Consider the following 25,744-nt stretch of genomic DNA (forward strand, 5'->3'; position numbering starts at 1 on the left):
CCCTATCGCAATCACGGCCATGCCACAGCCTATGGAAGTCTATGAGAAGACGTGCTGCCAGGCGAGGCCGGATGCTCCTCTTCGCCTATGCTCAAGTACAGCTTAGAATAGACCGCACAGTTGTCATAGATTTCCATAGGATGCAGGCGGGACGCGGCGAGAATAGGATGGGCGGACAGTTTGCGCAGTCCGAATCTCGAGAACAACTGCTATGCAGAGCGCTGATAGTGGCTTTCCTCGTCCTGCAGGAGAAGGCAATGACGAAGGCGTTCGATTCACCTGACGAAATCGGGCTGGAGACAATGCAGGCGGTGCGGATCATCGAAAGCGTGGTCGGAAACGCCTGGGCGGCGAATTCGGCCGGCGAGATCGTTTGCGTCAGCCCTGCGGTGCTGTCGCGGTTGGCCTTGACGCTCGAGGAGTTCAGCTCCCAGTCGGACGGTGGTCCGCTGGGATGGCGACGAATGATCCATCCGGATGATTACGAGCGGTCAATGGCGCTCTGGCGCTGGTGCCTTGAAACCGGACAGCACTTCAACATCGAACACCGAACTCTGCGCGCAAGCGGCGCTTACGGTTGGAGCCGAACATCTGCTCAGCCCTTGCGTGAGGGTGAGGATGATATCGTTGGCTGGTACGGTGCGATCATCGACGTCGAAACGTCCGCCGCCGCGGCTCGCTTTGTCGATACGACGGAGGCGGCCGTACAGGAATTGCCAAGCTCATTGAGCGCAATTCACCCCGACGACCGAACTGCAGCGGCGCATGCAGCTGCGCGTGCATTCTGGACGGGGGTTCCGCAAGTCACGAGGCACAGACGGCGCCAGCCCGACGGCAAGTATCGGTGGACGGAAACCCGCGCCGAGCCCGGATACAGCGTCAGCGTCGATATCGATGAGTTGGTGACGGATCGCGAGCCTCGCATGGTTGCGGCATCCGATAGCGCTGGCGAACCAGAACCACTACGGTCTGCGAGAGCTGTCGAGAGCATATTTGGCAATGGCTGGGCGTTCGATGCGCGCGGACGCTGGATTTACCTGCATCCATTCGCGCAGAACTCGCTCGGCGTCACGCCGGAGCAACTGAACATTTCCGTTGACCAAGGTCACACGGCCTGGAAGCAATTGCTGCATCCGGACGATTACGAGCGGACCGCAGCGGTATGGAATCGTTGCCTGGAAACGGGGGATGACTTCAACGTCGAGTTTCGCTTCCGCCGCGTATCGGGAAGTTATGTCTGGGCCAGAACTGCCGCCCGGGCCGCCCGCGACGCTCGAGGCCGTATCCTGGGTTGGTTCGGCATCGCGCTCGACATCGATGTTTACAAGAAGACCGTTGAAGCGTTGCGTGGCCGAGAGCTGGAACTCTCGCAGCTTGTTGACATGGTCCCGGTCCACATCCGCCGACTAGGCCCCAACGGCGAACCGACCTTTTTCAACAAGCGCCTGCTTGATTTCTATGGGTGGAAAGATCTTGCGCAGTTGGAAACACCGGCTGGCAGCCGGCTGGCGACGGCGATGGAAATGCTCGTGCATCCGGACGATTCCGCGCGCCTCCTGGAAGCGGTCCGCCATTCTGTTGCGACAGGCGAATCCTACGGAATGAAGTACCGTTTGCGCCGCTCGGACGGCGTCTATCGTTGGGTTGACGGACGCGCGGTGCCGCTGATCGACGGGGAAGGGGCGATCGTAAATTGGTATGCGATCTCGATCGACATCGATGACGAGATGCGTGCGCAGAACGCGTTGCGCGACCGCGAAAGGGAACTTCTGCAGCTTGTCGACATCGTTCCAAGTCTACTTTGGCGCCTGAACCGTCAGGGTGAGCCAACGTTTTTCAACAAGCGGCTGATGTGCTTTCTCGGTCTCGACGCTGCCAATTCCGAACAACGAGACCCGGGCCGCCTGGCGTCCGCCTTCAGAGCCTCCGTGCACCCGGACGATGCTTCAGGCCTCGAGGAGGCATTGAGACGGTCTGTCGCCACCGGGGAGAACTTCTCAAAGCGGTTTCGCCTGCGCCGGTCGGATGGCGTCTATCGGTGGGTTGAAAGCAATGCAGAACCCTTGCGCGACGATAGCGGGCAGATCGTGCAATGGTACGGGCTGTCACATGATATCGACGACCAATTGCGCGTGGAAGATGCGCTGCGTGAACGGGAGCGGTCATTGTGGCAACTGGTTGAGACGTTGCCGGCGATGATCGACTGCTCAGCACCAAACGGCGAGCCCGTCTATCGCAGCCAACAGTTGCGGGAGTTTCTCGGGTATAGTCTTGAAGACCTGGACGGAACGGGGAAGTCCCGGCTGGACGCAACGCTTGATGCCGGGGTACATCCCGACGATGTCGCAGGCGTGAAGGAGAGGTATGCCCATTCCCTGGCCACCGGCGAACCCTACGCGCGCAAGCATCGCCTACGCAGGTTTGACGGCGCTTATCGGTGGGTCGAGACCAGAGCGGCCGCCATGCGCAATCTGGAGGGTGCGATCGTCCAATGGAACGTGATTTGCCTTGATATCGATGGCGAGGTTCAGGCTGAGAACGAATTGCGCCTTGCGCAAGAGAGACTTTCCAGAGCCAGTCAGTCGGCGAGCCTGGCCGAGCTTTCTGCGTCAATCGCCCACGAGGTGAACCAACCATTGGCAGCGATCGTGGCCAATTCCAATGCCTGTCACCGTTGGTTGCTGGCCGACCCACCCAATCTCGAGCGGGCAAAGATAACTGCCGAACGCATTATCCGTGACGCCAACGCCGCCGCGGAAGTCGTAAGCCGCATCCGCGCCCTGTTCAAGCAGCGTGTCGAGCCGCAGAGCGATAGCGATCTCGTGAGCGCAATCGCCGAAGCTGTTCATCTCATCGCGGAGGAGGCTATTCGCCGTCGCGTTCGGGTCGACGTCGATATCGAGAAAACCCTTCCCTATGTTGCGGTGGACCAGGTGCATATTCAACAGGTTCTGGTGAACCTCATTCGCAACGGCATGGATGCGATGGACGCTGTGGCCCGCGACCGCGTCGTTCGGGTCCAGGTCCGTCGCGTGGGGGATTTCGTCGCGACGGAGGTCAGCGACATTGGCACGGGGGTCGAGTTTCCGGAACGAATTTTCGAATCCTTCTTTACGACGAAAGTGAACGGAATGGGGATGGGCCTGGCAATTTGTCGTTCGATCATCGAGTCGCACGGGGGGCGGTTGTGGGTGCACAACAATGAAACCAATGGCGCAACCTTCACGTTTACCTTGCCGATCGAAGTGGAAGCAGCGGCATGACGAACGAGGAATACACAGTCTTCATCGTCGATGACGACAATCGGATCCGCGAGGCACTGTGCGAGCTCTTGGCCTCACACGGCATCCAGGCGATCGCCTTCGGTTCGGCCGGAGACTATGTCAATGCGCAAAAGCCGGATGGGCCCGCCTGCCTGCTTCTGGATATCGAGTTGCCGGACATCAACGGGCTGGATCTTCAAAGCGAAATAGCTAAAGGGGAGCATCCGCCGATCGTGTTCATAACCGGTCACGGAGACATTCGTTCGTCGGTGCGGGCCATAAAGGATGGTGCGGTCGATTTCCTGACCAAACCGTTTACCGACGCGGATTTGATGGCCGCCATTCATGCGGCCATTGCCGAGGACGAGAAAAGACGGGCCGAGCGGGCCGAGTTCGGAAAGCTGAAGCGACGCTATCTTGACCTGACACCGCGCGAACGGGAGGTGCTGCCGCTGGTCATAAGCGGCCTGCTCAACAAGCAGGCGGCTGCGGAACTCGGCATCAGCGAGGTGACCCTGCAGATCCACCGGCGAAATGTGATGCAGAAGATGAAGGCAGGCTCGTTTGCCGACCTCGTGCGCATCGCCGAACGTTTGAAGATACCTGTTACCCATGCCCGCAAGACAGGCGTGAAATCGATGGCTTTGCCGCATCGGCAGGTCGTCGCGATCGTTGACGACGATCCGAGATTGCTGGAGTCCCTGGAGGATCTGTTGGAGTCGGCCGGTTACTCGGCTCGCAGCTTCTCGTCTGGCCGATCGCTACTTTCCGCTGGGCTCCCGGGTCTGGATGCGCTCATTACGGATATAGGGATGCCGGGAATGGACGGGTTCGAACTGAGGGACCTGGTCAAGACGAAAGAGCCGGGCCTTCCTGTTTTCCTGATGACCGGCCGGCACGAGATCGCCGATCAGTTGAGTGTGCGCGACCGGACGAGCTGCTTCAGAAAACCCTTCGACGCGCAGGTTCTGCTGGCCACGCTGGCCGCCGCATTGGGTGACCGGGACGTGGAGGGAAACGATGAAACTTGAGATGCCGCTCGAGCCGACGGTCGTTTCGCACGCGCACCGTCAAAGCGAACGCCCGCTCGTCGTGATCGTCAATGATGCATGCGGGACGAAACAGAGGCCAATCTGATGCAACACGCTCAAACCAAGACGGAAGAGCCTGCGGAACCGATCGTCTACGTCGTCGACGACGACGAGGCCATGCGGGAAGCGCTGCTCGATTTGTTCATGGTGACCCAAAAACGGGTGACTGCGTTCTCGAACGGGCCTGAGTTTTTGGAGACGGCAGACATCCGGGCGCCCGGTTGCCTTGTTCTTGATTTCATCATGCCAGGGGGCACGGGTCTGGACCTCCAGGCGCATCTTTCTCTTGCTGGTAGTCGCCTGCCGGTGATCTTTCTGACGGGGCATGCAGATGTCCCGACCAGCGTAAAGGCGATGAAGGCTGGCGCCATGGATTTCATCACCAAGCCGTTCGCCGATCACGATCTGCTTGAGGCGGTGGAGCGTGCCATTAAGCTCGACGCCGAGCGCCGCAAGGTCGAGGCGGAACGCGACCGGGTCCAGGCGCTGGCAGATACTCTTTCTCCTCGCGAGCAGGAAGTGATGTTTGCAGTCGTGAGTGGCCTGATGAACAAGCAGGTCGCCTACCAGTTCGGCATCAGCGAAATGACCGTGAAGCTCCATCGGATGAGCGTCATGCGCAAGATGCAGAGCCGTTCGCTGGCAGATCTCGTGCGAAAGACAGAACAGCTACGACGGAATTGAGCAGCTCGCAGCCCTGCTGGAATCCGGAGTTATGGAGCAACTGCCACCAATGGCCGCTTTTGGGCCCGAAGCGGACATCCGGCGATAATCGCTTGAGACTGGAGCTTGCTTCCCACGAACACAGGAGTTCAGCGTGCGGAACCGCGGCCAACAGTGTCGGGGTCCCGCACAGGGATGCGTCGCGCCGACCTAGAGCGTCAGTCCACCGTCGATCGTCAGGCTTGATCCGGTCATGTAGGATGAAGCTTGGCTGGCGAGATATGACACCACGCCTGCTATCTCTTCTGGAGCGGCGACGCGCTTTAACGGGCTCCGGGCCGACAGCATTTCGATAGCGCCGGCATTCATGTCGGTTTCTGTTGGGCCTGGCTGGATGTTGTTAACCGTGATTCGCCGAGGCGCAAGATCGAGCGCAAGGCCTTTGACCATGGCCGCGACGGCGGCCTTGGTGAGCTGGTAGACACTCGCTCCAGGCGAGCCAGTGCTGATGGCCACATTGGAGCCGATCGTGATGACGCGGCCGCCATTCTTAAGATATGGCACGGCGGCCTGTATCGACAGATAGACACCCCGAACGTTGATGTTGAGCATCATGTCCAGTTCTTCCAGGCTTACAGATTCAACGGTGTTGATACGCAATATGCCTGCATTGACCACCACAGCATCAATTGGTCCAAGGAGGTCCACAGTCTTTGCCACGGCCGCGCGAATAGCCTCGGGGTCACCGCTGTCGGCTTGGATGGCGATAGCTCGACCGCCGATGGACCCAATGTTCGCGACCAGTGCATTGGCACTGTCCGGACGCGACACGTAGGTGAAGGCCGTGTCGAAGCCGTCCTTCACCAGTTGTTCGACGGCTGCCCCGCCGATGCCACGTGAGCCACCGAAGACGAGTGCGGTTTTGCGCGGATTGATCGTCATGTCATTCTCCTTTATTGACTGATTAGTCCATTATTGGGCAAATGAAAGCCTCTTCGTTCGAAGAGGCAAACTCAGGGTTTCAGTCTGTGGGTCGCGAAGCGTGCCATCGACTTGAGGTCGGATGCCGCAGCACCGGCGCGTGCTGCCACTTGAAGTCCCGTCATCATCATCTGAACGAATGCCGACGCCTCTACCGGGTCAAGCCCGGGATCGACCTCTCCCAACCGTTGGCCTTCCTCGATCCGTTCGACGATACGTCGACCAAGCAGGGCGCTCGCCTTCTCTCGGCGCAAATTCAGTTCTTCATCCGTGATGCCGAACTCGCCAACGGAACCGACGCCCATACAACCAAGGGCGCGCTCGCAATCGTCATCAGACACCAGGCCAGTGAGCAGGTCCTCGATGCCTTTCAGTGGCGAGGTCGGCTCGCCGAGCCTCTTGAGGTGGCCCGAGTTGGTTCGCCGCTGATATGTGTCGAGCGCCTCGATATATAAGGTACGCTTGTCGCCGAACGCGCCGTATAGACTTTGCCTGCCGATGCCCATCGCCTCGCGCAAATCGTCGGTTGACGTCGCTGCAAATCCCTTCGCCCAGAACAGCCGTAAGGCCTTGTCTAAAGCCGTGTCGCGGTCAAACTCTCTTGGTCTTGCCATGGGAAAGGGTAGTAGCTGTTATTGACTGATCTGTCAATAACCTTGTCTAAAAGCCGGATGACCGCTCCTGGCGCAAAGCTGACAACGCCTCATCGTTTTCGGTGGGTGGTATTTGCTACTTAATTCCGCAGGTGACGACCCTTGCCAGGGAAAGGGAGGCCGCCTGCCCATGGGCAAACGGCCCCTAGGTGTGCCGGCCTTTGGCAGTCGTGCCGCGGGGAGGGGGCTGCGACACTTAGATCATCACCTCCTAAAGAAGGTGCCGGCGAAGGATGATGATGAAAGCTTACGGTCTTTCACGCATCCGCATCACTGTACATTCGTTTAGCGGGCCGCTCGCGGCGCGGAGCCGGTTGTCGTTCAGGACAGGCGATGCATGCATCTTAACCAGTGCGGCCGGAAAAGAGGCGTGGTCGATCATTTCCGTCTTTTAGCTCCCCCGCCGAGACCTCACTGCAGCAGTTCCGACTTCCTTACGAGGTCGCTGAAGGTCCGGGCCTGCATCTTCTTCATAGCGCTTGCGCGATGAAGCTTGACCATGATTTCGCTGATTCCCAGTTCGTATGCCGCCTGTTTGTTCATGAGACCTTCGGTGACGAGCTTCATGACCTGCCTCTCACGTGGGGTGAGACTGGCCGCGCACTGGCGGGCATGCTTTCTCCTTAGAGCCATATCCCGCTGCTTCTTTCCTTCCTCCATGGCTGCGGCGACCGCACAAAGTAGGTCGTCCACCTCGAAGGGTTTCAACAGGAAATCGACGGCTCCCGCCTTCATGGCGGTGACGCTCGTCGGGACGTCTCCATCGCCGGTCATGAAAACGATTGGAAGTTCGAAGCCTGCATCCGACAGTTTCCTTTGATACTCGATACCGCTCATGCCTGGCAGTTTCACATCGAGCAACAGGCACCCTACGGCCTCTGGATCGCCCCTTTCGTCGAAATCCGCAGTGTCGACGAACGCTTCGGCCGGTATTCCGGAAGAACCAAAGAGTTCAAGCAGCGCCGAGCGAATTCTCTCATCGTCGTCGATGATGTGGACCACGTTGACGTTGGTGGCGTTTTCGATGGGGTTTGAACGTTCGGGCATCGCTTAACTCCCTTGATCGTCAAGAACCAACATTCGCCTATTTTATCCGACGTGGTTTTGCTGGCTATAAAACGAAGGTTTGCCCTCCCGTGGGTTCGAAGACCCTTCCGTATGTTCCGTCAGCACTCGATGGTTTGCAGTCAGACGCTACAAAGCGAAACGCACGGTGCGATCGCCCGAAAGGTGACCTCGATCAGCTGTTCGGGAAATGCCAGGCGGGAAACACCAATCAGGTTGCTCGCACATTCCGGTATCTCCGCTCCATACATTTCCTTGCGGACCCTGCCAGCGGCCGCAAACGCGGCGTCCACATCGAGTACGTAGAGTGTCTCTTCGACCACGTCGTCGAGTGAAGCGCCGAATTCGGCAAGGACAGTGACGGCATTGGCGTAGGTCTGCCGCATCTGCTCTTCCATGCTCGAAAAATCGACTGGTCTTCCGGCTGGGTCCAGCCTTGCCGGGGCCACGAGGTTGCCGGCCCTGTCGTGGCTTAGCTGTCCGGAGACATAGATGATGCCTTTAACCTGCACGGCCTGGGAATAGCCGTAGGCTTTTTCCCATGGCACACCGAAGTTTGCGGTCCGTTTGATCGGGGAACACATGAAATCCTCCATTCCTTCCGGGCGGGCGGTGGCCTCAACCGCTCGAAGCTCATTTCCGTTTCAAAGTCCGGTCGGTTAGACCTCTCATGACGTCGCTCTACCAATACGGCCGGGCCGGCCTTGCCGAAAGTAAACTGAAGTTTGGCTATCCAAATGCACTTGGCATCGAGGAGCAGTTCGCCGAAAAAATGCTCCCGGCGGCCGGCGGCGGATTTGCGGGCACTTCTGAGTGTGACGAACCCCCACCGTCTAGTGGAAAAAGGGCGCCTGAGGCGCCCTTTGACACGCTACTTGGTGATGAAGCTGAGGATGTCCTGGTTGATGACGTCCGCGTGTGTGGTCGCCATGCCGTGAGGGAAGCCCTTGTAAATCTTGAGGGTGGAGTTCTTCAGGAGCTGAGCTGAACGGGGGGCGGAAATCGCGAGCGGAACAACCTGGTCGTCATCGCCATGCAGCACCAGCGCCGGCACATCGATCATCTTCAGGTCTTCGGTAAAGTCGGTCTCCGAGAAGGCCTTGACGCCAAGGTAATGGGCGTTGGCGGCTCCCATCATCCCCTGTCGCCACCAATTGTGGCTGACCGCTGCGGACGGCGTGGCGCCTGGCCGGTTGAAGCCGTAAAAAGGGCCGTTTGCGATGTCGTGATAGAGCTGCGCCCTGTTGGCCGCAAGGGCCTCGCGATAGCCGTCGAGCGCCTCGATCGGAAGCCCCTCGGGATTGTTCGGCGTCTTCAGCATAAGCGGTGGCACGGCGCCGATCAGGACGAGCTTGGCCACACGCCCCTTGCCGTGACGGGCGACGTATCGGGTCGCTTCGCCTCCGCCCGTCGAATGCCCGATATGGATCGCGTTGCGCAGGTCCAATTGCCGCACGAGAGAGGCCACGTCGGAGGCGTAGTGATCCATGTCATGGCCACCGCTCACCTGCTCCGATCGCCCGTGGCCACGACGGTCATGGGCAATGACGCGATAGCCTTTTGCGAGGAAGAAGAGCATCTGGTTGTCCCAGTCATCTCCGCTCAATGGCCAGCCGTGATGAAACACGATCGGCTGCGCGTCGCGCGGACCCCAATCCTTGTAAAAAATCCTGGTCGAGTCTTCTGTCGTTACGTATCCGTGACCGGGTTGCTCGGCTGTCATGGCCATTCCTTTCTGTGCTGGTCGTGCCGCATCAAATGGTGGTTTCGGGCCGCGATGCTCAGCTCTCGAAGCGCGGTCCTGCGGTGGGCGCCGTCGTTAACGGAGGACCGTTTCGACGCCCTGCGGGACCCTGTTTCTCCGGGAGTAACGGCCGGCATGCGACGTGAAGACGCTAGCAGCTGGCGTATGGCGGGAAAGGTATACCTTGGTTTCGGCGACCATTCGCGGCCGTTCAAGGGCCTGAACGTCAACGCGATGTCTCGGGACTTTAAAGTCGCAGGGCATGGACCTCAACGGCAGTTGCTATGCCGTCGAGCACGTGTCGCCCGAGGTGTTCGGTCTGCTCGTGGCAGGCTGCCGCGTCCACGAATTCTCCCGAAAGAAGGACGGGACGGCGCAGGCGTTTGGTCAGCGCCTCGAGCTTGAAGGCCCTATTGACGGCTGACCCGATCACGGTGAAGTCGAGACGGTGTCTTGAACCGATGTTGCCATAGTTGACCTTGCCGAGGTGGACGCCCATGCCGAAGCGCATTCGGTCGTCCTGCGGCCAAAGCCGGGATGCCGCCTGATACCCCTCCTGGACCGCCGCGATGAGGTGCATGCAGGCCTGCGGCCGGTCCATGGGAAAAACGGCGAGCAGACCGTCTCCGATGAACTTCAGGATTCTCCCCCATGCTGTTCGATCGGCTCTCCGACAGCGTCGAAGAAGCCGTTCAATATCTCGATCAGTTCGTCACGCGGCAATCGGTCGGACAGACGGGTGAAGTCCCTCAGATCACAGACGAGAATTGCTGCATCGATCGTGGCGCCCGTCCCTCGTCTGGTTGCGCCACGCAACACTTCTGCAGAGGCATGCGAGCCGACATAGGTGTCCAGCAACGTGCGAGCCAGCTGGCTCTTGACGCGGATTTCTGTGACGAGGGACAACCAGGGCAAAAGCGCGTCGAACAGCGCCAGTTCCTCTGCGCAAAAGCCACCATGCCGGTCCGTCGCAAAGGTGAGGAGGTGGCGGCGGCCCTGCGTGTGGCCGGCGTGCTTCAGTTCTTCGTAGACCGCAAAACGATGCGGACCGACGATCTGCAACTTCTGCCGAACCCGCAATCCGCTGACGATCGCCAGTTGAAAGGGGCTGCGAAGGAAGGCGTCGGTTGCCTCGACGTCATAAGCGATTGTCTGGATCTTGGCGGTCGATTGTCCGCGCACCCAGGTCATGCGCGTACCCAGCCATTGCGGATGGTGCACGCGCAGATGAAGCGTTGCTCTGCTCAGCGCGACGCGGCAGCGCACGAGCCGACCGCAGAGCTCGGCAAAAACCTTCTCTGCCAAGGGCTCGTCGCGGATCCCGGTTGCGAGCCAGTGCAAAATCTGCTCGCGCATTTCAGTTTTTAGCTCCAATCCCATGGCCTCAACATACGCGCTGAGCGTTTGAGGAGGGCAGGCGCGGTGCAGAGTGCGAACCCCGAGATGTTTTGCCCAATACGCCTCTGTTTGCGGTCCGGCCTGATCTGCTTGGCGATCAGCAGATCAGGTCGCTGTATTCCGGATGCTGAACGGCATAGTTGGCCATGAACACGCATCGGGGCGCGACCTTCTGTTGCCGCTCGCGCAAGATGGCAAAGAGGCCGTTCGCCAGCTTCGTGGCAAATCCTGCTCCAGAGTTTTCGAACGGCACCTCCGTGTGGATCAGCACCAGCACGCCTGCCTCCATGCGATAGTAGGCGGCTGCAATCGCATCCGCGTCGATGGAGAGTTCGAAGCGGCAATTTTGGGGATTATCGAGTACACGATGCGGCAAGTTTGATCTCCTCGCTGCTATTGCAGCCATCGACCCGCAGGCCCGTTCAGGCGGGACCGTGGTCTTTGTGCCAAAACGTTGCAATCCAACCGGGTCAACGGCCGATTGATGCCTCACGGCGCGCCGTGGGCAGCAATCGACCGGTTGTTATTAATTAGAGCAGTCGTCTGGTTCGCTCCCGACGGAAGCCTTGCGTCAGTAGTCCCACCAGGCCGGAACGAAGCGGTAAAGGTCGCCGGCGGTCGCTACACGGCCGACCGATGGGAACGGCATGTGCGTGGAAACCAGCCAGGAGCCGGTCTCTGCAAGTTCTTTCATGAGCCGCAGTCGAACGCGGGTCGCTTCTTCGGGGTCGTGTTCGAAGCCGTTGTGCCACTCGGGGTGGTCGAAGGAGACGGGGAACAGGGCGTCGCCGCCGAACATCAGCCGCTCGCCGCCGGACGAAATGCGCACCACGCTGTGCCCCGGGGTGTGACCACCGGTACGGGTGACCACCACTCCCGGCGCCACTTGCGCCTGCTGGTCAAAAGTCCGCAGATGGCTGCGATACGCATTCAAAAACTCAAGCGACGCTTTGCGCGCGAGATCCGCGAGCGCCGGTGGCATGGCGGTAAGCGAGAAGTCGGGCGCCTGCCAGAACTTGGTCTCGGCGGCGCACACATGGACGCGAAGATCCGGGCGCATCCGTTCCTTGACGCCCTCGACGAGGAGCCCGCCGACATGGTCGAAGTGCATGTGCGTCAGCACCACGTCGGTCACGGCGGCGAGATCGACGCCGGCGGCCTCCAATCGATGGACAAACTGTCCGGCCCGCGGGAAATCGGGATACTCCTCGCCCAGACCGCTGTCGATGAGGATCGTCTGGTCGCCGCTGCGCACGACAACGGCGTTCAGCGCCCAATCGAAGGCAACCTTTGAAAGAAACCTGTCGTCGAGCCAGGCGCCCCGCACCTCGGGGTCGGCGTTGGTGGCCATCGACTCGGCCGGCGGGGTCAAGATGCCATCGCTAATGACCAAGACGTCGATGTCACCAACCCGTACCGCATAGCGTGAAGGAACCAGCTCATCCGGTGCGGGTCTTTCCTGCGGAATAATCTTTAGGGAACTCGTTTGAACATTCGACATGATGTGCTCCTGTTGTCGCGGTTGAAATATGTCGGTCAGGATTACATCGCGGAGTCTAGATTCCGGTCTTTTGGCGGTCGAGCTACACCTGAGTATGGGACCACTGCCCGTCCCCGGGCTCCGTGAAGCGAGACCAGCTCTTTCATCAGCGCGTCATGCGCGCGTGTTGCCCCGATCAGCGGTGGGTGGAGTGGGTCTCCCCAAACCTGCGTATAGTTTCAGCGGTCAAGTCAATTGCCTAGGCTAGGTCCGGTATGCGCAGGCGGCCGTTGCTCGGCCCGAGACATCGCGAACGCGATGATTGGCGCACCCGCAGGCGGATTGCACTCCATGACAGCCAAAGAGGTTAAATTGATCGCCCTGTCCGGTGCGCAGCCACTGTTGGACGTATCGGAATACTGCCGGCGCGCGGGCATCTGCGAAGCCGAAGAGCGGAGACTGCTTTTGCTCCTTGGGCGACAGGCGTCCTGCCACGAACTCCAGATGAATATCGTAGAGCGGCGAATGCGTGCACGCTAGCGACCCGTCACAGTTGCCGTACCGAACACACGCCCCAGAACCTGTGGTGGTCCAGGCGCTGGACAATTGCACGGCGCGCGCTCGTCCATTGCGCGCCGCGAGGGGCCCTGGTCACTCCGGCAAGCCTGCAAACCGCAAGCCGTCGGCAAACCGCTTGAAATCGTCTGGCCGATGGATCGGCAGCCAATCGCGCAGATTGGAAACACACAAGGCCGGATCAAGTTGCCGCAGGCGCTCCATGTACCGCCTTGCCTCGTCGCCACGACCGGCAAGCGCATGGCTGGCTGCGGCAAGTGCGACCGCGGCCAGCAGGCTCGGCAGGTTCGCAAGTGCCTTCTCGGCCCAGACCACCGCATCGTCGTAATTTCCGGAAAAGAAATGCGCGATCGCCGTTCCCGTCTGCATTCGGAACATCTCCGGATCGAGTGGGCTCAGGCGAACGGCATGGGTCAGATCCTTGATCGCGCTCTCCGTCTCTCCCCGAAAGACGCGCAGCACGCCACCCAGAAACCACGCGAGTGCGAAATTCGGATTGAGCAGCCGGGCCCTGTCGATCAAAGCGATGCCGGCGTCGAGATCGTCGGCGAGATGGCCGAGCGCATGCCCGCCTCTCGTGAGCGCCACGGCGTCGTCCCGGCCAAGCTCGACCGCGAGCCGCGCCAGTCGTGTGCCTTCCGCGATCTCTGCCGTGCGGTCGACCATCCAGCCGTTGAGCTTGCGCCAGAAGAAGCACCAGGCGGCGCCGCCATAGGCTGCGGCGAATTCATCGTCGAGCGCAATCGACTTGTAAAAGAGAGGTAGTGCCGCCTCGAGCGCCTCTCGGGTGCCGCTGTGCAGTTTTGCCATGCCGCGAAGATAGTAGTCGTAGGCGTCGAGGCTTTCGGTCGGCTTGCGCTTGGCGCGTTCGATCTCGATCCGTTCGAGTTGCGGCGCGATCGCGCCGACAACGCTTTCGGCTATCCCATCCTGCAGCTCGAAGATGTCGTCGAACGTGCCTTCGAAGCGCTCGGCCCAGAGATGCGCTCCGGTCGTGGCGTCGACGAGCTGGCCGGTGATGCGGACCTTGTTTCCCGATTTGCGCACGCTCCCTTCCAGTACGTAACGCACGCCAAGTTCGCGACCGACCTCGGCCGCCTCCACGGTCCGGTCCTTGTAGGTGAAGCTCGAATTGCGTGCGATGACGAACAGCCACCGAATGCGCGAGAGTGCGGTGATGATGTCCTCCACCACCCCGTCCGTAAAGTACTCCTGCTCCGGATCGCCGCTAAGGTTCTGAAAAGGCAAGACGGTTATCGAGGGTTTTTCGGGCAAGGGGAGCGCCGGCGCCGGCACGCGTGCCTCTCCATCATTGTGATCGGCGACGCTCAAACCCCGCGCAGGGGCCTCGTTTCCAACGTCGACAAGGTTGACATCGCCGACGAAGCGGAAGCCCTTGCGGGGGATGGTGCGCACCAGATGCTGGTCTTCGCCGTTGTCGCCGATCGCCTTGCGAACTGCGTTTATGTGGCTGGTGATCGTCGATTCCGACACGATCCGACCGCCCCAGACGGCGAGCAGAAGATCATCCTTGCCGACGACTCTTTCTCGATTTTCGATGAGATGCACCAACAGGTCGAAGACCTGCGGACCGACGGCGACAACCTGCCCGCTGAGCGTCAATTCCCGGCGTTCCGGATCGAGCAGATAATCTGCGAACTTGAATTGCACCTTGAGGTCTCCTGGACGACTTCCCCGGCTGGCGATTGCCATCCGCGGATAACCAACACGCCATTGCGTCGTTAGAACATCCCGCCACGATCACACAATCGCTTGGACGGACAATCAAGCTATCCACAAGGGTAATTCAAGACAGGCCCAAGGACTTCCCTGGAGCATAGGGGCACTCTCAGCGCAGATCGACAGCAACGGTGCGGTCGAGAAAAGCAGAGTGAACCCATGAAGATCGTCGTCATCGGAGGCACCGGCCTTATCGGATCGAAACTTGTAAAGAGCCTGCGCGAGCGCGGACACGACGTGCTCGCGGCCGCACCAAATACTGGCGTCAACACGATCACGCGTGAAGGTCTGGCTGCGGCGATGGATCGGGCGGATGTCGTCGTCGATGTCGCCAACGCTCCGGCTTGGGACGACAAGGTTGTTCTCGAATTCTTCGAGACGTCGGGGCGCAACCTTTTGGCCGCAGAGGCCGCGGCCGGCGTTCGTCACCACGTCGCGCTGTCGATCGTCGGCAGCGAACGATTGCCTGAGAACGGCTATTTTCGGGCGAAGGTCGCGCAGGAAGACCTCATCAAGGCATCCGGCATTCCTTACACCATCCTGCGGGCCACACAGTTTTTCGAATTCGTCGGCGGTATTGCGCAGTCGGCGACCGTCGACGGCGAGGTTCGGCTTTCCCCTGCATTGTTCCAGCCCATCGCTTCCGACGACGTTGCCGCAGCACTTGCCGATATCGCGCTCGCAGCGCCGGTCAACGGCACGATCGAAGTCGCCGGACCGGAAGCCATTCCGCTCGATGAGGTCGTCAGGCAATATTTGCGGGCAACAAAGGATGACCGAAAGGTCGTTCCCGACGTTCACGCTCGCTATTTCGGCGCGTTGCTCGATGACCGATCGCTGACCCCCGGCAATAACCCGCGGCTCGGCGCAATCCGCTTCGAGGATTGGGTCGGCACACAGGCCGGGGTCTGAAGTCGCAAGCATCAATATCCGCAAGGTGGCGGAGGCTCTGACATTCTCCCTGCCGTGGCGCCGCAGGCGACGAAAATCAACGGGAACCAAGACAATGGACACGATCGAGGACAGGATTGCCACCGCCACGGGAAACGCCTCGAGCGGCGCCGCCGAAAAGCGATCCAGCAAACGAAAGAAGATTGGCATGTTGCTGTGCCTGGGCGCTGCGGTGGCCATCGCCGGCGGCTGGGCGTGGGCCCGTCCAGGCGACGAAGTGTCGACGGACAACGCTTATGTTCGTGGGGACGTGACGTCATTGGCGCCGAAGATCGCCGGCTATGTCGTAGCCGTCGAGGTTCAGGACAATCAGACTGTTCGGGCGGGCGATGTGCTTTTCCGGATCGATGACAGGGACTATCGGGCTCGTTTCGCGCAGGCTGCAGCCAATGTCGAAGCTGCCAAGGCCCGGCTCGTCAATGTCGATGCCGAGACAGAGCTTCAGCACGCCCTTATTCGCCAGGCCGAAGCCCAGAAGCTGTCGGCCGTCGCAGAGATGAATCTCGCCGCCAAGGCATATGAACGCCGGCGCGAACTGATCCGCAGCAATACCATCAGTCAGGCGCATGTCGACGAAAGTGATGCGGCGCGGTCGAAAACGCAGGCAGGCGTATCTGCGGCCTCAGCAACGATCGAAGCGCAGAAGCAACGCATTGCCGTCCTTGCGGCACAGCGTGAGGCCGCCGTCGCAGCCGTGGCCCAGGCCGAAGCTGCGCGCGACCTTTCCCAGATCGACCTCGAAAGCACGGTCGTGCGTGCCCCGGTTGGTGGGGTCATCGGCAACCGTCAGGTTCGTGTCGGCCGTTTCGTCGTCCCCGGCACTTCCCTGCTCGACATCGTTCCGGTCGACGACGTGTGGGTTGTCGCCAATTTCAAGGAAACGCAACTCGAGCACATCCAGCCGGGTCAGCGCGTGCGGATCCGGATCGACGGGTATCCGGGGCAATTCCTTGAAGGCACTGTTGACAGCTTTGCGCCCGGGAGCGGTTCAGCCTTCAGCCTGCTGCCGTCGGACAATGCAACCGGCAACTTCGTTCGCGTCGTCCAGCGGGTGCCGGTCAAGATCCGATTTGGCCGCAGCCCCTTGACTGGACGTCTCGTGCCCGGACTGTCCGCAAGGGTCGACGTGGATCTCGGGAGAGGGTCATGACCACGCACCTGCCCGCCACGATAAATCGCGAGGCATCTGCACCAGGCACGTTGCTTGTCGCCGGCATCGTGCTCGCGGCGTTGACGGAGGCGATCGCCAGCACTGTTCTTTCGCTCGGCCGCGGCGACATCATCGGCGACATCTATGCGACGCCCGACGAATTCGCCTGGCTCGACGTCGGCTACACCGCCTTCAAGCTCATCGGCTTCATGGTCGCCGCTTCGATGCTCAACCGCATCCGGCCGCTCAGTCTCATCATCGGTTCGACGCTCATCATGGGGCTCGCGTCCGGGATGGCGTCCGCGACGACGTCGCTCAATCTCTTGATTGCACTGCGGGTCATTCAGGGGCTTGCCGGCGGTGTCCTTCTCGTTGCGGGGCAGACCACCATCTTCTTTGCCTTTCGGAGCGCCCATCAGCCAATCCTTCAGGCGCTGTTTGCCATGGGCGCGGTAGTCGCACCCGCCACGCTCGCCCCCGCGCTTCAGGGGTGGCTGCTCGACAGCCAGTCCTGGACCTGGATCTTCTACTGCAACGTCATTCTGTCTCTCGGCGCCGCCGGACTTCTCTTGATGGTCGAAGATCCGGCACCCGCCACGACGAGGCAACGTCCCGTTGACTGGGTCGGTCTCTCACTGATTTCGGTCGCGCTTTTCTGCTTCAGCTATGTCTTCAGCCAGGGAAGCCGCTGGGACTGGTTCGAAGAGCCGCGCATTCTTTGGCTCTCGGTGGCTGGCGTAGCCTCGATGTTCCTGTTTCTCGGGCAGCAGGTGCTGCGCAGGGGCACCGGCCTCCTCGACTTCACCCTGTTCAGATCGGACGATTTCGCCTTCGCCTTTATCGTCAGTTTCGTCGCCGGCGCGGCACTTTTTGGCAGCGCGTTCCTGATCCCCTCCTTCGCCGTATCCGTTCTGGCCTTCACGCCGACCGATGCGGGCCTGCTTCTTCTGCCGAGCGGCGCTCTCTTCGTCGGGGCCCTCATCCTGGCTGCCTTCCTCATGCAGGTCCGTCGGCTTCCTCCATTCGCAACCGTTCCCTTCGGTATCCTGCTGATCATGCTGGCCATGTGGATGCTGTCCGGTTCGACGAGTGAAAGCGGTGCCGCCGACATGATGGCCGCGATCCTCTTTCGCGGCCTTGGCCTCGGTTTCCTGTTCCTGTCGATCACGCTGATTGCCTTTACCAATCTCGACAAACGAAACCTCGCCTCCGGGATCGGGCTGTTCAACACCGGTCGCCAGCTCGGCGGCCTTGTTGGCGTTGCCGGGCTTCAGACGCTTATCGACCACAACGTCGCTGCAAATGTCGCGGTCCTGGGCGCGAGCGTCAATGCGGGAGGTCAAGCCGTCATCGAGCGTCTGGCCGCAACGACCGCCATGCTCGCGGCACGGGGCATGGATGCCGTTCCCGCCAGCCGGGCCGCGATGGCGCTTCTCGGCCGGACCGTTGCCGGGCAGTCCATCGTGATCGCCTTCGACACGGCGTTCAATGCCGTGGCACTGCTCTTCGTCGTCGCCGCGCCCATGCTCGTGGCCATCAAGGTCGGGTTGGCCCGGCGCGCCAAAGCTCGCCAGACACCCGCCGACCGTTGACCGAACGGGCCACCTAAACCGAGGTATAGCTCGACCCTCGATATCGCTCGAACCTAGAGTCCAGGCCGTGAACTGTGAAAAAAGCATTCTTCGATCAGGCAAACAGGAGGGCGTCATGTCGCCGCTAGAAGCAAGATCTCTTACGAACACGACCTTGGAGCCTGCCCCGCCCGGTCGATCGGCTCCGGAAGAGCTGGTTCCATCGCGCTATGCCGTGCGGGTCGGTGACATTGAGGTGCTGGTGGTCAGCGATGGCGTGCTGCCATTGCCAACCACGATGTTGGGACACAATGCCGACGCCGCCGATCGGGCAGCCTGGCTCGACGGCATGTTCCTGCCGACAGACGCCTTCGACTGGTCGCTGAACGTGGTCGTGGTGCGAAGCGGCGCACAGACCATTCTCATCGACGCCGGGCTTGGCCTGGATCCGGACCTGAACCTGCCGCGAGCAGGCCAATTGATCAGGCGGCTGACGGCTGCAGGCATCGATCTTGGGTCTGTGACCGATGTGGTTCTCACGCACATGCACATGGACCATATCGGCGGATTGCTCGTTGATGGCGTGAAGGAGCAATTGCGTCCGGACTTGCGGATCCACGTCGCCGCCGCCGAGATCAAGTTCTGGGAGGCGCCTGATTTCTCGCACGCGGTCATGCCGCAGGGCTTCCCGGATGCGCTGAGGGCAACTGCCAAGCGCTTTGCGAACGAGTACCGCAATCATCTTCGACCGTTTAAGGACGAGTGCGAGGTCGCGCCGGGCGTGGTTGCTGAGCGCACCGGCGGCCATACGCCCGGGCATTGCGTGGTCCGCGTGGCCTCGGGAGGCGACAGGCTGATGTTTGCCGGCGACGCCCTGTTCGCGGTCGCCTTCGACCACCCCGACTGGTACAACGGCTTTGAACACGACCCCGAGGAGGCGGCTCGCGTTCGGGTGCGTCTCATGAAGGAACTGGCCGAGACAGGATCGTCGCTGGTGGCCACGCACCTGCCTTTCCCGTCCGTTGGGCATGTGGCGATCGATGGCGATCGCTTCCGGTGGGTTCCGGTGTTCTGGGACTACTGACGTTTCCAACTGAGCGCCAGCCTCGCAGGAACCATCGGTCCGTCATGCTCTCCGGCCCAGAGCATGAGAATGGCCGATGGTTTTGCGTTGCATGGCAACAAGGGCGTCAGGCTCGCGCTTGTCCTTGTCAGACGAAGTTGCCGCCCGCCGGCTGTAGCGGAGGGAGAGCTGTCGTCCAGCCGGCATCGTCAGCAGCAATCCTGTCTTTGTCCGTAGAACGGCGGCGCTTTCCTCCATACGCCTCTTCGCTACGCGGTTGAAGGGCGCGTAGGGCTCACCAGGGGAGTGGAAATGGACCAGAAAATGCAATTTTTCCCCGCCCTCGTTTGTGTTCTGGGCATTGCCGGAATTGTCGTCTGGCATCTGCAGGGCAGGGCGCGACCCACGGCGCGGCTGATCGTGCAGATCGCCTTCTTCGCGTCGATGACGGCGGCGCTCGCCCACAGCGACCTCAATCCGTTTCGCTACGACCGGACCGATCTCGACGGTGCGCAGACACTGCTCGTGGCGGCAAAGACCCTCTGGTGGGTTCATCTGTCCTGGGCGGTGATCGGGTTCGTCCGGCTTTATCTTGTCCTCGATGGCCGACCGCGAGAAGCGCGATTGATCCAGGATCTGGTCGTTGCCGTCGTCTACCTCGGCGTGCTGCTGTCGATCCTGGCATTCGTCTTCGGCGTGCCGATCGGGGGTTTGCTGGCGACTTCGGGCGTCATTGCGATCATTCTCGGTCTCGCATTGCAGAGCACGTTGGGTGATGTGTTCTCGGGCATAGCCCTGACCCTCGGGCGACCTTATGTCCTTGGTGACTGGATCTGCCTCAGTGACGGAACGGAAGGGCGGGTGGTCTCAAGCAACTGGCGTTCGACGCATCTACTGACCGCAGCGCACAATCTCGTGGTCCTGCCGAACAGTGTTCTGGCAAAGGTGGGGCTAACCAACATCAGCCAGCCGGACGAGAACCATCAGATCATTGTCTCGGTTCGCGTGGCTCCGACGCGCATGCCGCATATGATCGTCGACGTGATGCAAGCTGTTCTCGACAGTTGCAATGCGATCGTGAAGCAGCCCGCTCCCATTGTCGGACTGGTGGGGATTGATGCCAGCGCGATCACCGTCGAACTCCAGTTTAGGGTCACCAGTCCGGCGCAGCGCGGCCCGGCGCGCAACGAAGTCATCGACCTCGTCTATCGGCATTGCAGGGCGAACGGCGTGCAACTGGCTCTGCCTGCCGGGAGCCTGCTCATGCAGAACCCTGGCAGGTCCGACCCGCAGCACGCCGTCGCACCGGCGCAGGACCTGATCGACGCGATCCCGATTTTCTCCAATCTCAGCCAGGAAGAACGCGACACGCTTGCGGCCGCGGCGACGCCGCGCAGCTTTGCAGCCGGCATGGAGATTGTCAGAGAAGGGAGGTCGCTCGAAAGCCTGATGATGATCAAGAACGGCGTGGTGGCGATGAAGAGCGGCGGGGTGGAAATCGCGCGCCTGGCCCCCGGCGATTTTTTCGGCGAAGACGGCCTGCTGGCCGGAATGAAGGAGAAGCACGACCTCCATGCCGTCACCCGCCTTACCGTCTATGAAGTCGATCAGGCAGCGTTCGCGCCGCTTTTGTCGAAGCGTCCGGAAATTGCGGAGGATCTGGCAATTCACCTGGCGCAACGCGAGGCGATCGGAGCAAGTTCGGAATTGCCTGCAAACCAGCGCGAGCGACGCAAGCTGGACCTGCTTCATGCCATCCGATCCATCTTTCGAAGCCAGCGTGAAAGCGCGAAGAGCTGAAGCGGTTGCGCGGTGGTCCGGACGCGAGCACGACATCTGCCGGGACAAGATCGCCGCTGCGGCAAACCTACGTATATCTGTTTCTCCCCGGAGGCCGGCCATAGGATCCCATCCGTTGCCAACAACGTGAATGGAGGAGAAATCCATGCGAAGATTAGCGATTGGCTTGCTGTTTGCGACGCTGATCACCGGACCGGTAGCGGCCTCCGACGAGCCCTACAATGCCAAGGTCACAGTGGTGTTCGACCACGCGCTTCCGAATGTGCCGGGCAAGAGCATGCGCGGCGTTCTGGTCGAATACGGCCCCGGCGGGCACAACCCGTCACACACCCACCCCAAGAGCGCTTTTATCTATGCGACGGTGATCGAAGGCAGCATCAAGAGCCAGATCAACGACGGTGCAGTGAAAGTCTACAAGACCGGCGAGAACTGGATCGAAGTCCCGGGTGATCACCACCGCGTGAGCGCGAACGCAAGCGACAGGGAGCCGGCAAAGATCTTGGCCGTTTTCGTACTCGATACCACCGAAACGGAGATGGTGTTGCCCGCAAAGTGAAGCCCTTCTTCATGATCGGATGCGGTGATCCATCGACGAGCCCGCAAGGAGCAGAACAATGAAAATCGTTATTATCGGCGGCACGGGCCGCATCGGCTCTAAGGTCGCAGAGCACCTCAGAAATAAGGGCCACGACGTTGTGCAATCGGCGCCGTCCACCGGCGTTGATACGCTGACGGGCGAAGGGTTGGCCGATGTGCTGGCCGGTGCCGAGGTGGTGCTCGACGTCAGCAACTCGCCATCCTTCGAACCGAGTGCCGTACTTTCGTTCTTCGAACGATCGACAGCGAACCTGCTCGCGGCGGAGCGTGCAGCTGGTGTCAGCCACCACGTCGCCCTCTCCATCGTTGGCATCGAACGGTCGCCCGATAACGGCTATTTCCGCGCCAAAGTCGCGCAGGAGAGCCTGATCAAAAAGGGCGGCGTCCCGTACACCATCGTAAGGTCGACGCAGTTCCTGGAATTCCTCGGCGGCATAGCCGACGAGGCAACGGTCGACAGGACTGTCCGTGTCTCATCCGGCGCGTTCCAGCCAATCGCTGCAGACGACGTCGCAGCCTTCGTTGCAGAAGCGACGATCGGCAAACCCGAGAACCAGACGATCGAAATCGCCGGCCCTGAAAAGAAGCCCATGAGCGATTTCATTTCCGAGTATCTGGCAGCCGTCGGCGATAGCCGCAAGGTTGTTGCCGACCCGGACGCCAAGTACTTCGGCACGCGCGTTGATGATCAGGCACTGGTTCCTCTTGGATCCGCCAAGCTGGGTAAGCTCGACTTCAGGACCTGGAATGCCAAACACCCTCAGGCCGCCGCTTGAGGTCTTTGCGGAGGGGCGATGCGGCGACAAAACGCCCACCGTCCCCGACGCGCTTGTCTCTGGTGCGACCACGCACGTTCGGATGTTCCGCCCATCGCAGGGCTGACGTCCTGTCGAGGATTTGCGCTTGAAAGGACGAGGTAAGCCAAGTTTACGGTCCACACCTTCATCGATCATGATAGAAATGGCAGTCGGCGACCGTTCCGAAGCTCGTAAAGGACGGCTCGTGCAAACTTGATGTGCGACATACGGGACCGGCGTCGGCAAATCGCCGGCGCCCATGTTGTGAAATGCAAAGGTGATTTTCAACAAACAGGAATCGGTCGGGAAACCGGGCCATGGCCAATCCTTCAACGGTCTCTGTCGCGTCTGGCGATCCGCTTTCACTTGTGATCGGCGCAACGGCCTGTCAGGTGATTGGTGGCCTCGTTCCGCAGATGTCGCCCTTCGTGGTCGCGGGATTGATTGATGGTCTTGCACTGTCGGAACGTGACGCCGGTATCGTAGCCTCGGTCGAATTGCTGGCCTTGGCCGTATCGGCGATCCTCATTGCGCCAGTGCTACCGCGGCTATCCTACCGACGTGCCGGGATGTCTGCGCTGGTATTGACCGTGGCGGCTCAAGCCGCCTCTATCGTATCAGATGGATGGACGTCGCTGGTCTTGTTGCGCGGCGCTGCAGGCATCGGCGAGGGAGCGCTCTATGCCATGTCGCTCAGCCTTGTCGCGTCTCATTGCTGCAATCCGGTAAAAACTTTTGGTTTGTTCCAGCTCGTCTGGGCAATCGGCAGCGTGGTGCTGTTCGGCATAGGCGGCGAGGTGACCGCAGCCTATGGCCACAGAGGGATTTTTGCGCTGTTGGCGGGTTTGACGCTGGCCCTATCTCCCTTTCTTCTTCTCATACCGGATCTTCGAGCTCTGAAGCAGACCGCCACCCGGACGCCACCTTCTGTGCCTCTGCTTGGAAGCCTGCTGTTTGCTGCCATTGTTCTTTACGTCGCGGTCTCCGCCGGTCTATTTGCCTTCAGCGGACCGATGGGCGAGCGCATCGGTCTGGACACGGCCGCGGTAGGGTACATTCTCACCTTGTCGACGGTCGTCGGGCTTGCCGGCGCCGGCGCGGCCACGGCACTGAATGTTCGCTGGGGCAGGGCGGTCCCGATCTCCGCATTCTGCCTTGGCTACGTCGTGGTGGCACTCGTCCTTTGCCTCTGGACGAACCCGGTGGCCTACAGTGTCGCCGTCATCCTATCCGCCGTCCTTTACTACTTTTCACTTCCGTATCTGTTTGGCCTGGCCGCAGCACTGGACCAGAGCGGGCGCTGGGCGGCAGCAGCGGGGTCGGCTTACCTGCTCGGATTTGCTGCCGGGCCAGTCTTTACCGGCGCAGTGATAGCAGCTTCGGGATACGCAAGCCTTGCAACCGTATGCGTCACCATGACCATCGTCGCCTGGGCCCTTGCCGTTTCCATCGTCGCACGCGCTTTTCACGAAGACCGCTTGGCCGACCGGCTCCGAAATTCGGCAACTTAGGCTGACACCCCTAGTCGGTCGAGGCGACAGGCAAAGTGAATGCCACCGTCGCGCCTAACGCCTCGTTGTTAGCGACCCACAGGCGGCCGCCGTGGGCTTCAACGATCGATCGGCAGATCGGCAAACCCATTCCCATGCCGTCGCTTTTCGTCGTAAAAAACGGTTCGAACACGCGCTCGGGATCCTTGAAACCGCTTCCGGTGTCCTCAACCGAGATCCTGACGGTGTCGGGGTGATCGTGGCTGGACATGATCTTCAGCGAACGCAGTGGGTTCGTCGTGTCCATGGCCTGCATGCCGTTGCGGATCAAGTTTACCAGGACCTGCTGGACCTGAACCCTATCGAGCGAAACTCTGGGAAGATGCTGGTCCAGGGCCAGGTCGATGCGCGTCGTCGTTGCCGCGATTTCATCTGACATCAGATCAAGAACCTCATGGACAAGCCGGTTTACATCCTCGACCGCCCGTTCCTGCGGCTGATGTTTGAAAAGGGCTCGCATGCGGCTGATGACCTCGACGGTCGCCGCGACGTCCAGGGTAATTCGCTCTGCCGCACGCTTGCCTCGATTAACGTTCGGAGGATCGGCCGAAAGCCAGCGCAGGCACGCGTCAGCGTCCGCGGCGATCGCCGCCAGCGGCTGGTTGACTTCGTGCGCAATCGAGGCGGAAAGCTGCGAAAGATTGGCCGCCTGGGTCGCGCGCGCAAGCTTTTCGGCCGAACGGCGCAAGGCAGCCGTTGTTTGCACTTGATCCTCTATGTCGTGACAAAGGCCGAACCACTGGACGATGTTGCCGTCCTGGTCGCGCAGGGGCTCCGCGCGGCCAGACATCCAGCGATAGGCGCCGTCCGCTCGAAGCAATCGATATCGCATTGAAAATCGCTCCCCGGTCGCAAGGCAGCGGGTTAGCTCGGCATAAACGGCGTCGGCGTCGTCCGGATGGAAAATCGTGTCCATGACGGATGCAATGTCACTGACGTTTGACAGGTCAAGACCCAGATAGTCGGCCATGCGCCTGTTAACGAGCGTCGTTGTGCCGTCGGGTGTCAGGCGCCATAGATTGCTTGGAACCATATCGACCAGCAGGGATAGTTCGACGGAACGGGCACGAAGGCTCTCCTCAGCCTTCTTCTGGTGTTCGATGTCGATGGTTTGCCCATGCCAGACGGCGACACGGCCCTGGGCGTCCCTTGAAGGCCTCCCCGATGCGCGAAACCAGCGAAACTCGCCGTCCGCGCCACGCAGCCGGTGAGCGCTGTCGAGCGGCTCGCCCGTTTCCACGCTCCGCCGCCAGGTCGTCGCCACAAAACGTTGATCGTCTTTGTGAATGCGTTCAAGCCATGCGCCGTGGTCTTTCAGGCTGCTGCCGAAGTAGGCGTCCATGCTCCGGTTGCGATAGATGAACCGGCCGGTAGTATCCATCGACCACATGTGGCCGGGTGTGTTGTCGAGAAGATCAAGCGCGAGTTCGGCGATATCGCGAGTATGCTCGCGAAAGTGGGCATCTTTCCTCAGTCCATCGTCGTTCGACATCTGTCGCTCCGCAGAAGACGACGGTCAACAAAATGACTGACGCCGAAGCTCGGCGGTGGACCGGCAGCCTTGGTGAAAGAATGGCCGCATTATATCCCGAAGGCCTTCGTTTTCAAATG

At 60.7% G+C, this 25,744-nt stretch carries 21 protein-coding genes and 2 pseudogenes; 12 read left to right on the forward strand and 11 right to left on the reverse strand.

From position 1 onward, the window contains the following. Window positions 1-257: 257 nt before the first annotated feature. From AC3WVQ_RS30475 to AC3WVQ_RS30490, 4 genes and pseudogenes are all read left to right on the forward strand, one after another. Complete coding sequence (locus tag AC3WVQ_RS30475; RefSeq protein ID WP_492383419.1) at window positions 258-3,263, forward strand: PAS domain-containing protein; 3,006 nt, start codon at window positions 258-260, stop codon at window positions 3,261-3,263. Then, window positions 3,260-3,892: pseudogene (locus AC3WVQ_RS30480) on the forward strand (response regulator transcription factor); the annotation flags it as partial. The gene AC3WVQ_RS30475 and the pseudogene AC3WVQ_RS30480, both read left to right, overlap by 4 nt. Before the next feature lie 45 nt (window positions 3,893-3,937). Beyond that, window positions 3,938-4,294: pseudogene (locus tag AC3WVQ_RS30485) on the forward strand (response regulator); the annotation flags it as partial. Between the two features lie 105 nt (window positions 4,295-4,399). Then, entirely contained in the window at window positions 4,400-5,038 is a 639-nt protein-coding gene (locus AC3WVQ_RS30490) for a response regulator transcription factor (protein WP_492383567.1), read from the forward strand. A gap of 189 nt (window positions 5,039-5,227) precedes the next feature. Here the strand turns inward: AC3WVQ_RS30490 and AC3WVQ_RS30495 are convergent, their stop codons facing one another. From AC3WVQ_RS30495 to AC3WVQ_RS30540, 10 genes are all read right to left on the reverse strand, one after another. Further along, complete coding sequence (locus AC3WVQ_RS30495; protein WP_492383420.1) at window positions 5,228-5,959, reverse strand: SDR family NAD(P)-dependent oxidoreductase; 732 nt, start codon at window positions 5,957-5,959, stop codon at window positions 5,228-5,230. A 71-nt stretch (window positions 5,960-6,030) separates the two neighbouring features. Beyond that, window positions 6,031-6,612 carry a TetR/AcrR family transcriptional regulator gene (locus tag AC3WVQ_RS30500; protein ID WP_255382053.1) on the reverse strand — a complete coding sequence of 194 codons (582 nt, stop codon included), beginning with the start codon at window positions 6,610-6,612 and terminating at the stop codon, window positions 6,031-6,033. Window positions 6,613-7,062: 450 nt separating this feature from the next. Continuing rightward, window positions 7,063-7,698: a response regulator transcription factor gene (locus AC3WVQ_RS30505; RefSeq protein ID WP_492383421.1), complete on the reverse strand. Its 636-nt coding sequence runs from the start codon at window positions 7,696-7,698 to the stop codon at window positions 7,063-7,065. A gap of 140 nt (window positions 7,699-7,838) precedes the next feature. Then, window positions 7,839-8,312 carry a RidA family protein gene (locus AC3WVQ_RS30510; RefSeq protein ID WP_034791786.1) on the reverse strand — a complete coding sequence of 158 codons (474 nt, stop codon included), beginning with the start codon at window positions 8,310-8,312 and terminating at the stop codon, window positions 7,839-7,841. Between the two features lie 275 nt (window positions 8,313-8,587). Continuing rightward, complete coding sequence (locus AC3WVQ_RS30515) at window positions 8,588-9,439, reverse strand: alpha/beta fold hydrolase (protein WP_034791903.1); 852 nt, start codon at window positions 9,437-9,439, stop codon at window positions 8,588-8,590. A 268-nt stretch (window positions 9,440-9,707) separates the two neighbouring features. Then, window positions 9,708-10,040 (reverse strand): adenylate/guanylate cyclase domain-containing protein, encoded by a 333-nt coding sequence (locus tag AC3WVQ_RS30520; protein ID WP_492383422.1) that lies wholly within the window; start codon window positions 10,038-10,040, stop codon window positions 9,708-9,710. Between the two features lie 56 nt (window positions 10,041-10,096). Further along, the gene (locus AC3WVQ_RS30525) at window positions 10,097-10,816 is read right to left on the reverse strand and encodes an adenylate/guanylate cyclase domain-containing protein (RefSeq protein WP_492383423.1); all 720 of its coding nucleotides are present in this window, start codon (window positions 10,814-10,816) and stop codon (window positions 10,097-10,099) included. A gap of 139 nt (window positions 10,817-10,955) precedes the next feature. Next, complete coding sequence (locus AC3WVQ_RS30530; protein WP_492383424.1) at window positions 10,956-11,234, reverse strand: GNAT family N-acetyltransferase; 279 nt, start codon at window positions 11,232-11,234, stop codon at window positions 10,956-10,958. A 195-nt stretch (window positions 11,235-11,429) separates the two neighbouring features. After that, complete coding sequence (locus tag AC3WVQ_RS30535; protein WP_113553872.1) at window positions 11,430-12,359, reverse strand: MBL fold metallo-hydrolase; 930 nt, start codon at window positions 12,357-12,359, stop codon at window positions 11,430-11,432. A 630-nt stretch (window positions 12,360-12,989) separates the two neighbouring features. Next, window positions 12,990-14,585 (reverse strand): winged helix-turn-helix domain-containing tetratricopeptide repeat protein, encoded by a 1,596-nt coding sequence (locus AC3WVQ_RS30540; RefSeq protein ID WP_492383425.1) that lies wholly within the window; start codon window positions 14,583-14,585, stop codon window positions 12,990-12,992. 228 nt (window positions 14,586-14,813) lie between these two features. On the opposite strand from AC3WVQ_RS30540, the gene AC3WVQ_RS30545 reads away from it, so the two are divergent. From AC3WVQ_RS30545 to AC3WVQ_RS30580, 8 genes are all read left to right on the forward strand, one after another. Next, window positions 14,814-15,566 (forward strand): SDR family oxidoreductase, encoded by a 753-nt coding sequence (locus AC3WVQ_RS30545; RefSeq protein ID WP_492383426.1) that lies wholly within the window; start codon window positions 14,814-14,816, stop codon window positions 15,564-15,566. Window positions 15,567-15,660: 94 nt separating this feature from the next. Beyond that, complete coding sequence (locus tag AC3WVQ_RS30550) at window positions 15,661-16,755, forward strand: HlyD family secretion protein (protein ID WP_492383427.1); 1,095 nt, start codon at window positions 15,661-15,663, stop codon at window positions 16,753-16,755. Continuing rightward, window positions 16,752-18,347, forward strand: a complete 1,596-nt coding sequence (locus AC3WVQ_RS30555; protein ID WP_492383428.1) for an MFS transporter — start codon at window positions 16,752-16,754, stop codon at window positions 18,345-18,347. The genes AC3WVQ_RS30550 and AC3WVQ_RS30555 overlap by 4 nt, the downstream gene beginning before the upstream one ends. Window positions 18,348-18,462: 115 nt before the next feature. Beyond that, the gene (locus tag AC3WVQ_RS30560; RefSeq protein ID WP_034791808.1) at window positions 18,463-19,410 is read left to right on the forward strand and encodes an MBL fold metallo-hydrolase; all 948 of its coding nucleotides are present in this window, start codon (window positions 18,463-18,465) and stop codon (window positions 19,408-19,410) included. A gap of 291 nt (window positions 19,411-19,701) precedes the next feature. Then, window positions 19,702-21,189: a mechanosensitive ion channel family protein gene (locus AC3WVQ_RS30565; RefSeq protein ID WP_492383568.1), complete on the forward strand. Its 1,488-nt coding sequence runs from the start codon at window positions 19,702-19,704 to the stop codon at window positions 21,187-21,189. A gap of 145 nt (window positions 21,190-21,334) precedes the next feature. Continuing rightward, window positions 21,335-21,745 carry a cupin domain-containing protein gene (locus AC3WVQ_RS30570; RefSeq protein ID WP_034791814.1) on the forward strand — a complete coding sequence of 137 codons (411 nt, stop codon included), beginning with the start codon at window positions 21,335-21,337 and terminating at the stop codon, window positions 21,743-21,745. Between the two features lie 58 nt (window positions 21,746-21,803). Then, window positions 21,804-22,562, forward strand: a complete 759-nt coding sequence (locus AC3WVQ_RS30575; RefSeq protein ID WP_060521208.1) for an SDR family oxidoreductase — start codon at window positions 21,804-21,806, stop codon at window positions 22,560-22,562. Window positions 22,563-22,900: 338 nt separating this feature from the next. Next, complete coding sequence (locus AC3WVQ_RS30580; RefSeq protein WP_255382071.1) at window positions 22,901-24,094, forward strand: MFS transporter; 1,194 nt, start codon at window positions 22,901-22,903, stop codon at window positions 24,092-24,094. Window positions 24,095-24,104: 10 nt separating this feature from the next. Here AC3WVQ_RS30580 and AC3WVQ_RS30585 read toward each other — a convergent pair whose 3' ends face one another. Next, window positions 24,105-25,625 carry a PAS domain-containing sensor histidine kinase gene (locus AC3WVQ_RS30585; RefSeq protein ID WP_113136398.1) on the reverse strand — a complete coding sequence of 507 codons (1,521 nt, stop codon included), beginning with the start codon at window positions 25,623-25,625 and terminating at the stop codon, window positions 24,105-24,107. Window positions 25,626-25,744 lie beyond the last annotated feature (119 nt).

It is taken from the genome of Ensifer sp. EB106-05-01-XG146 (assembly GCF_058791875.1).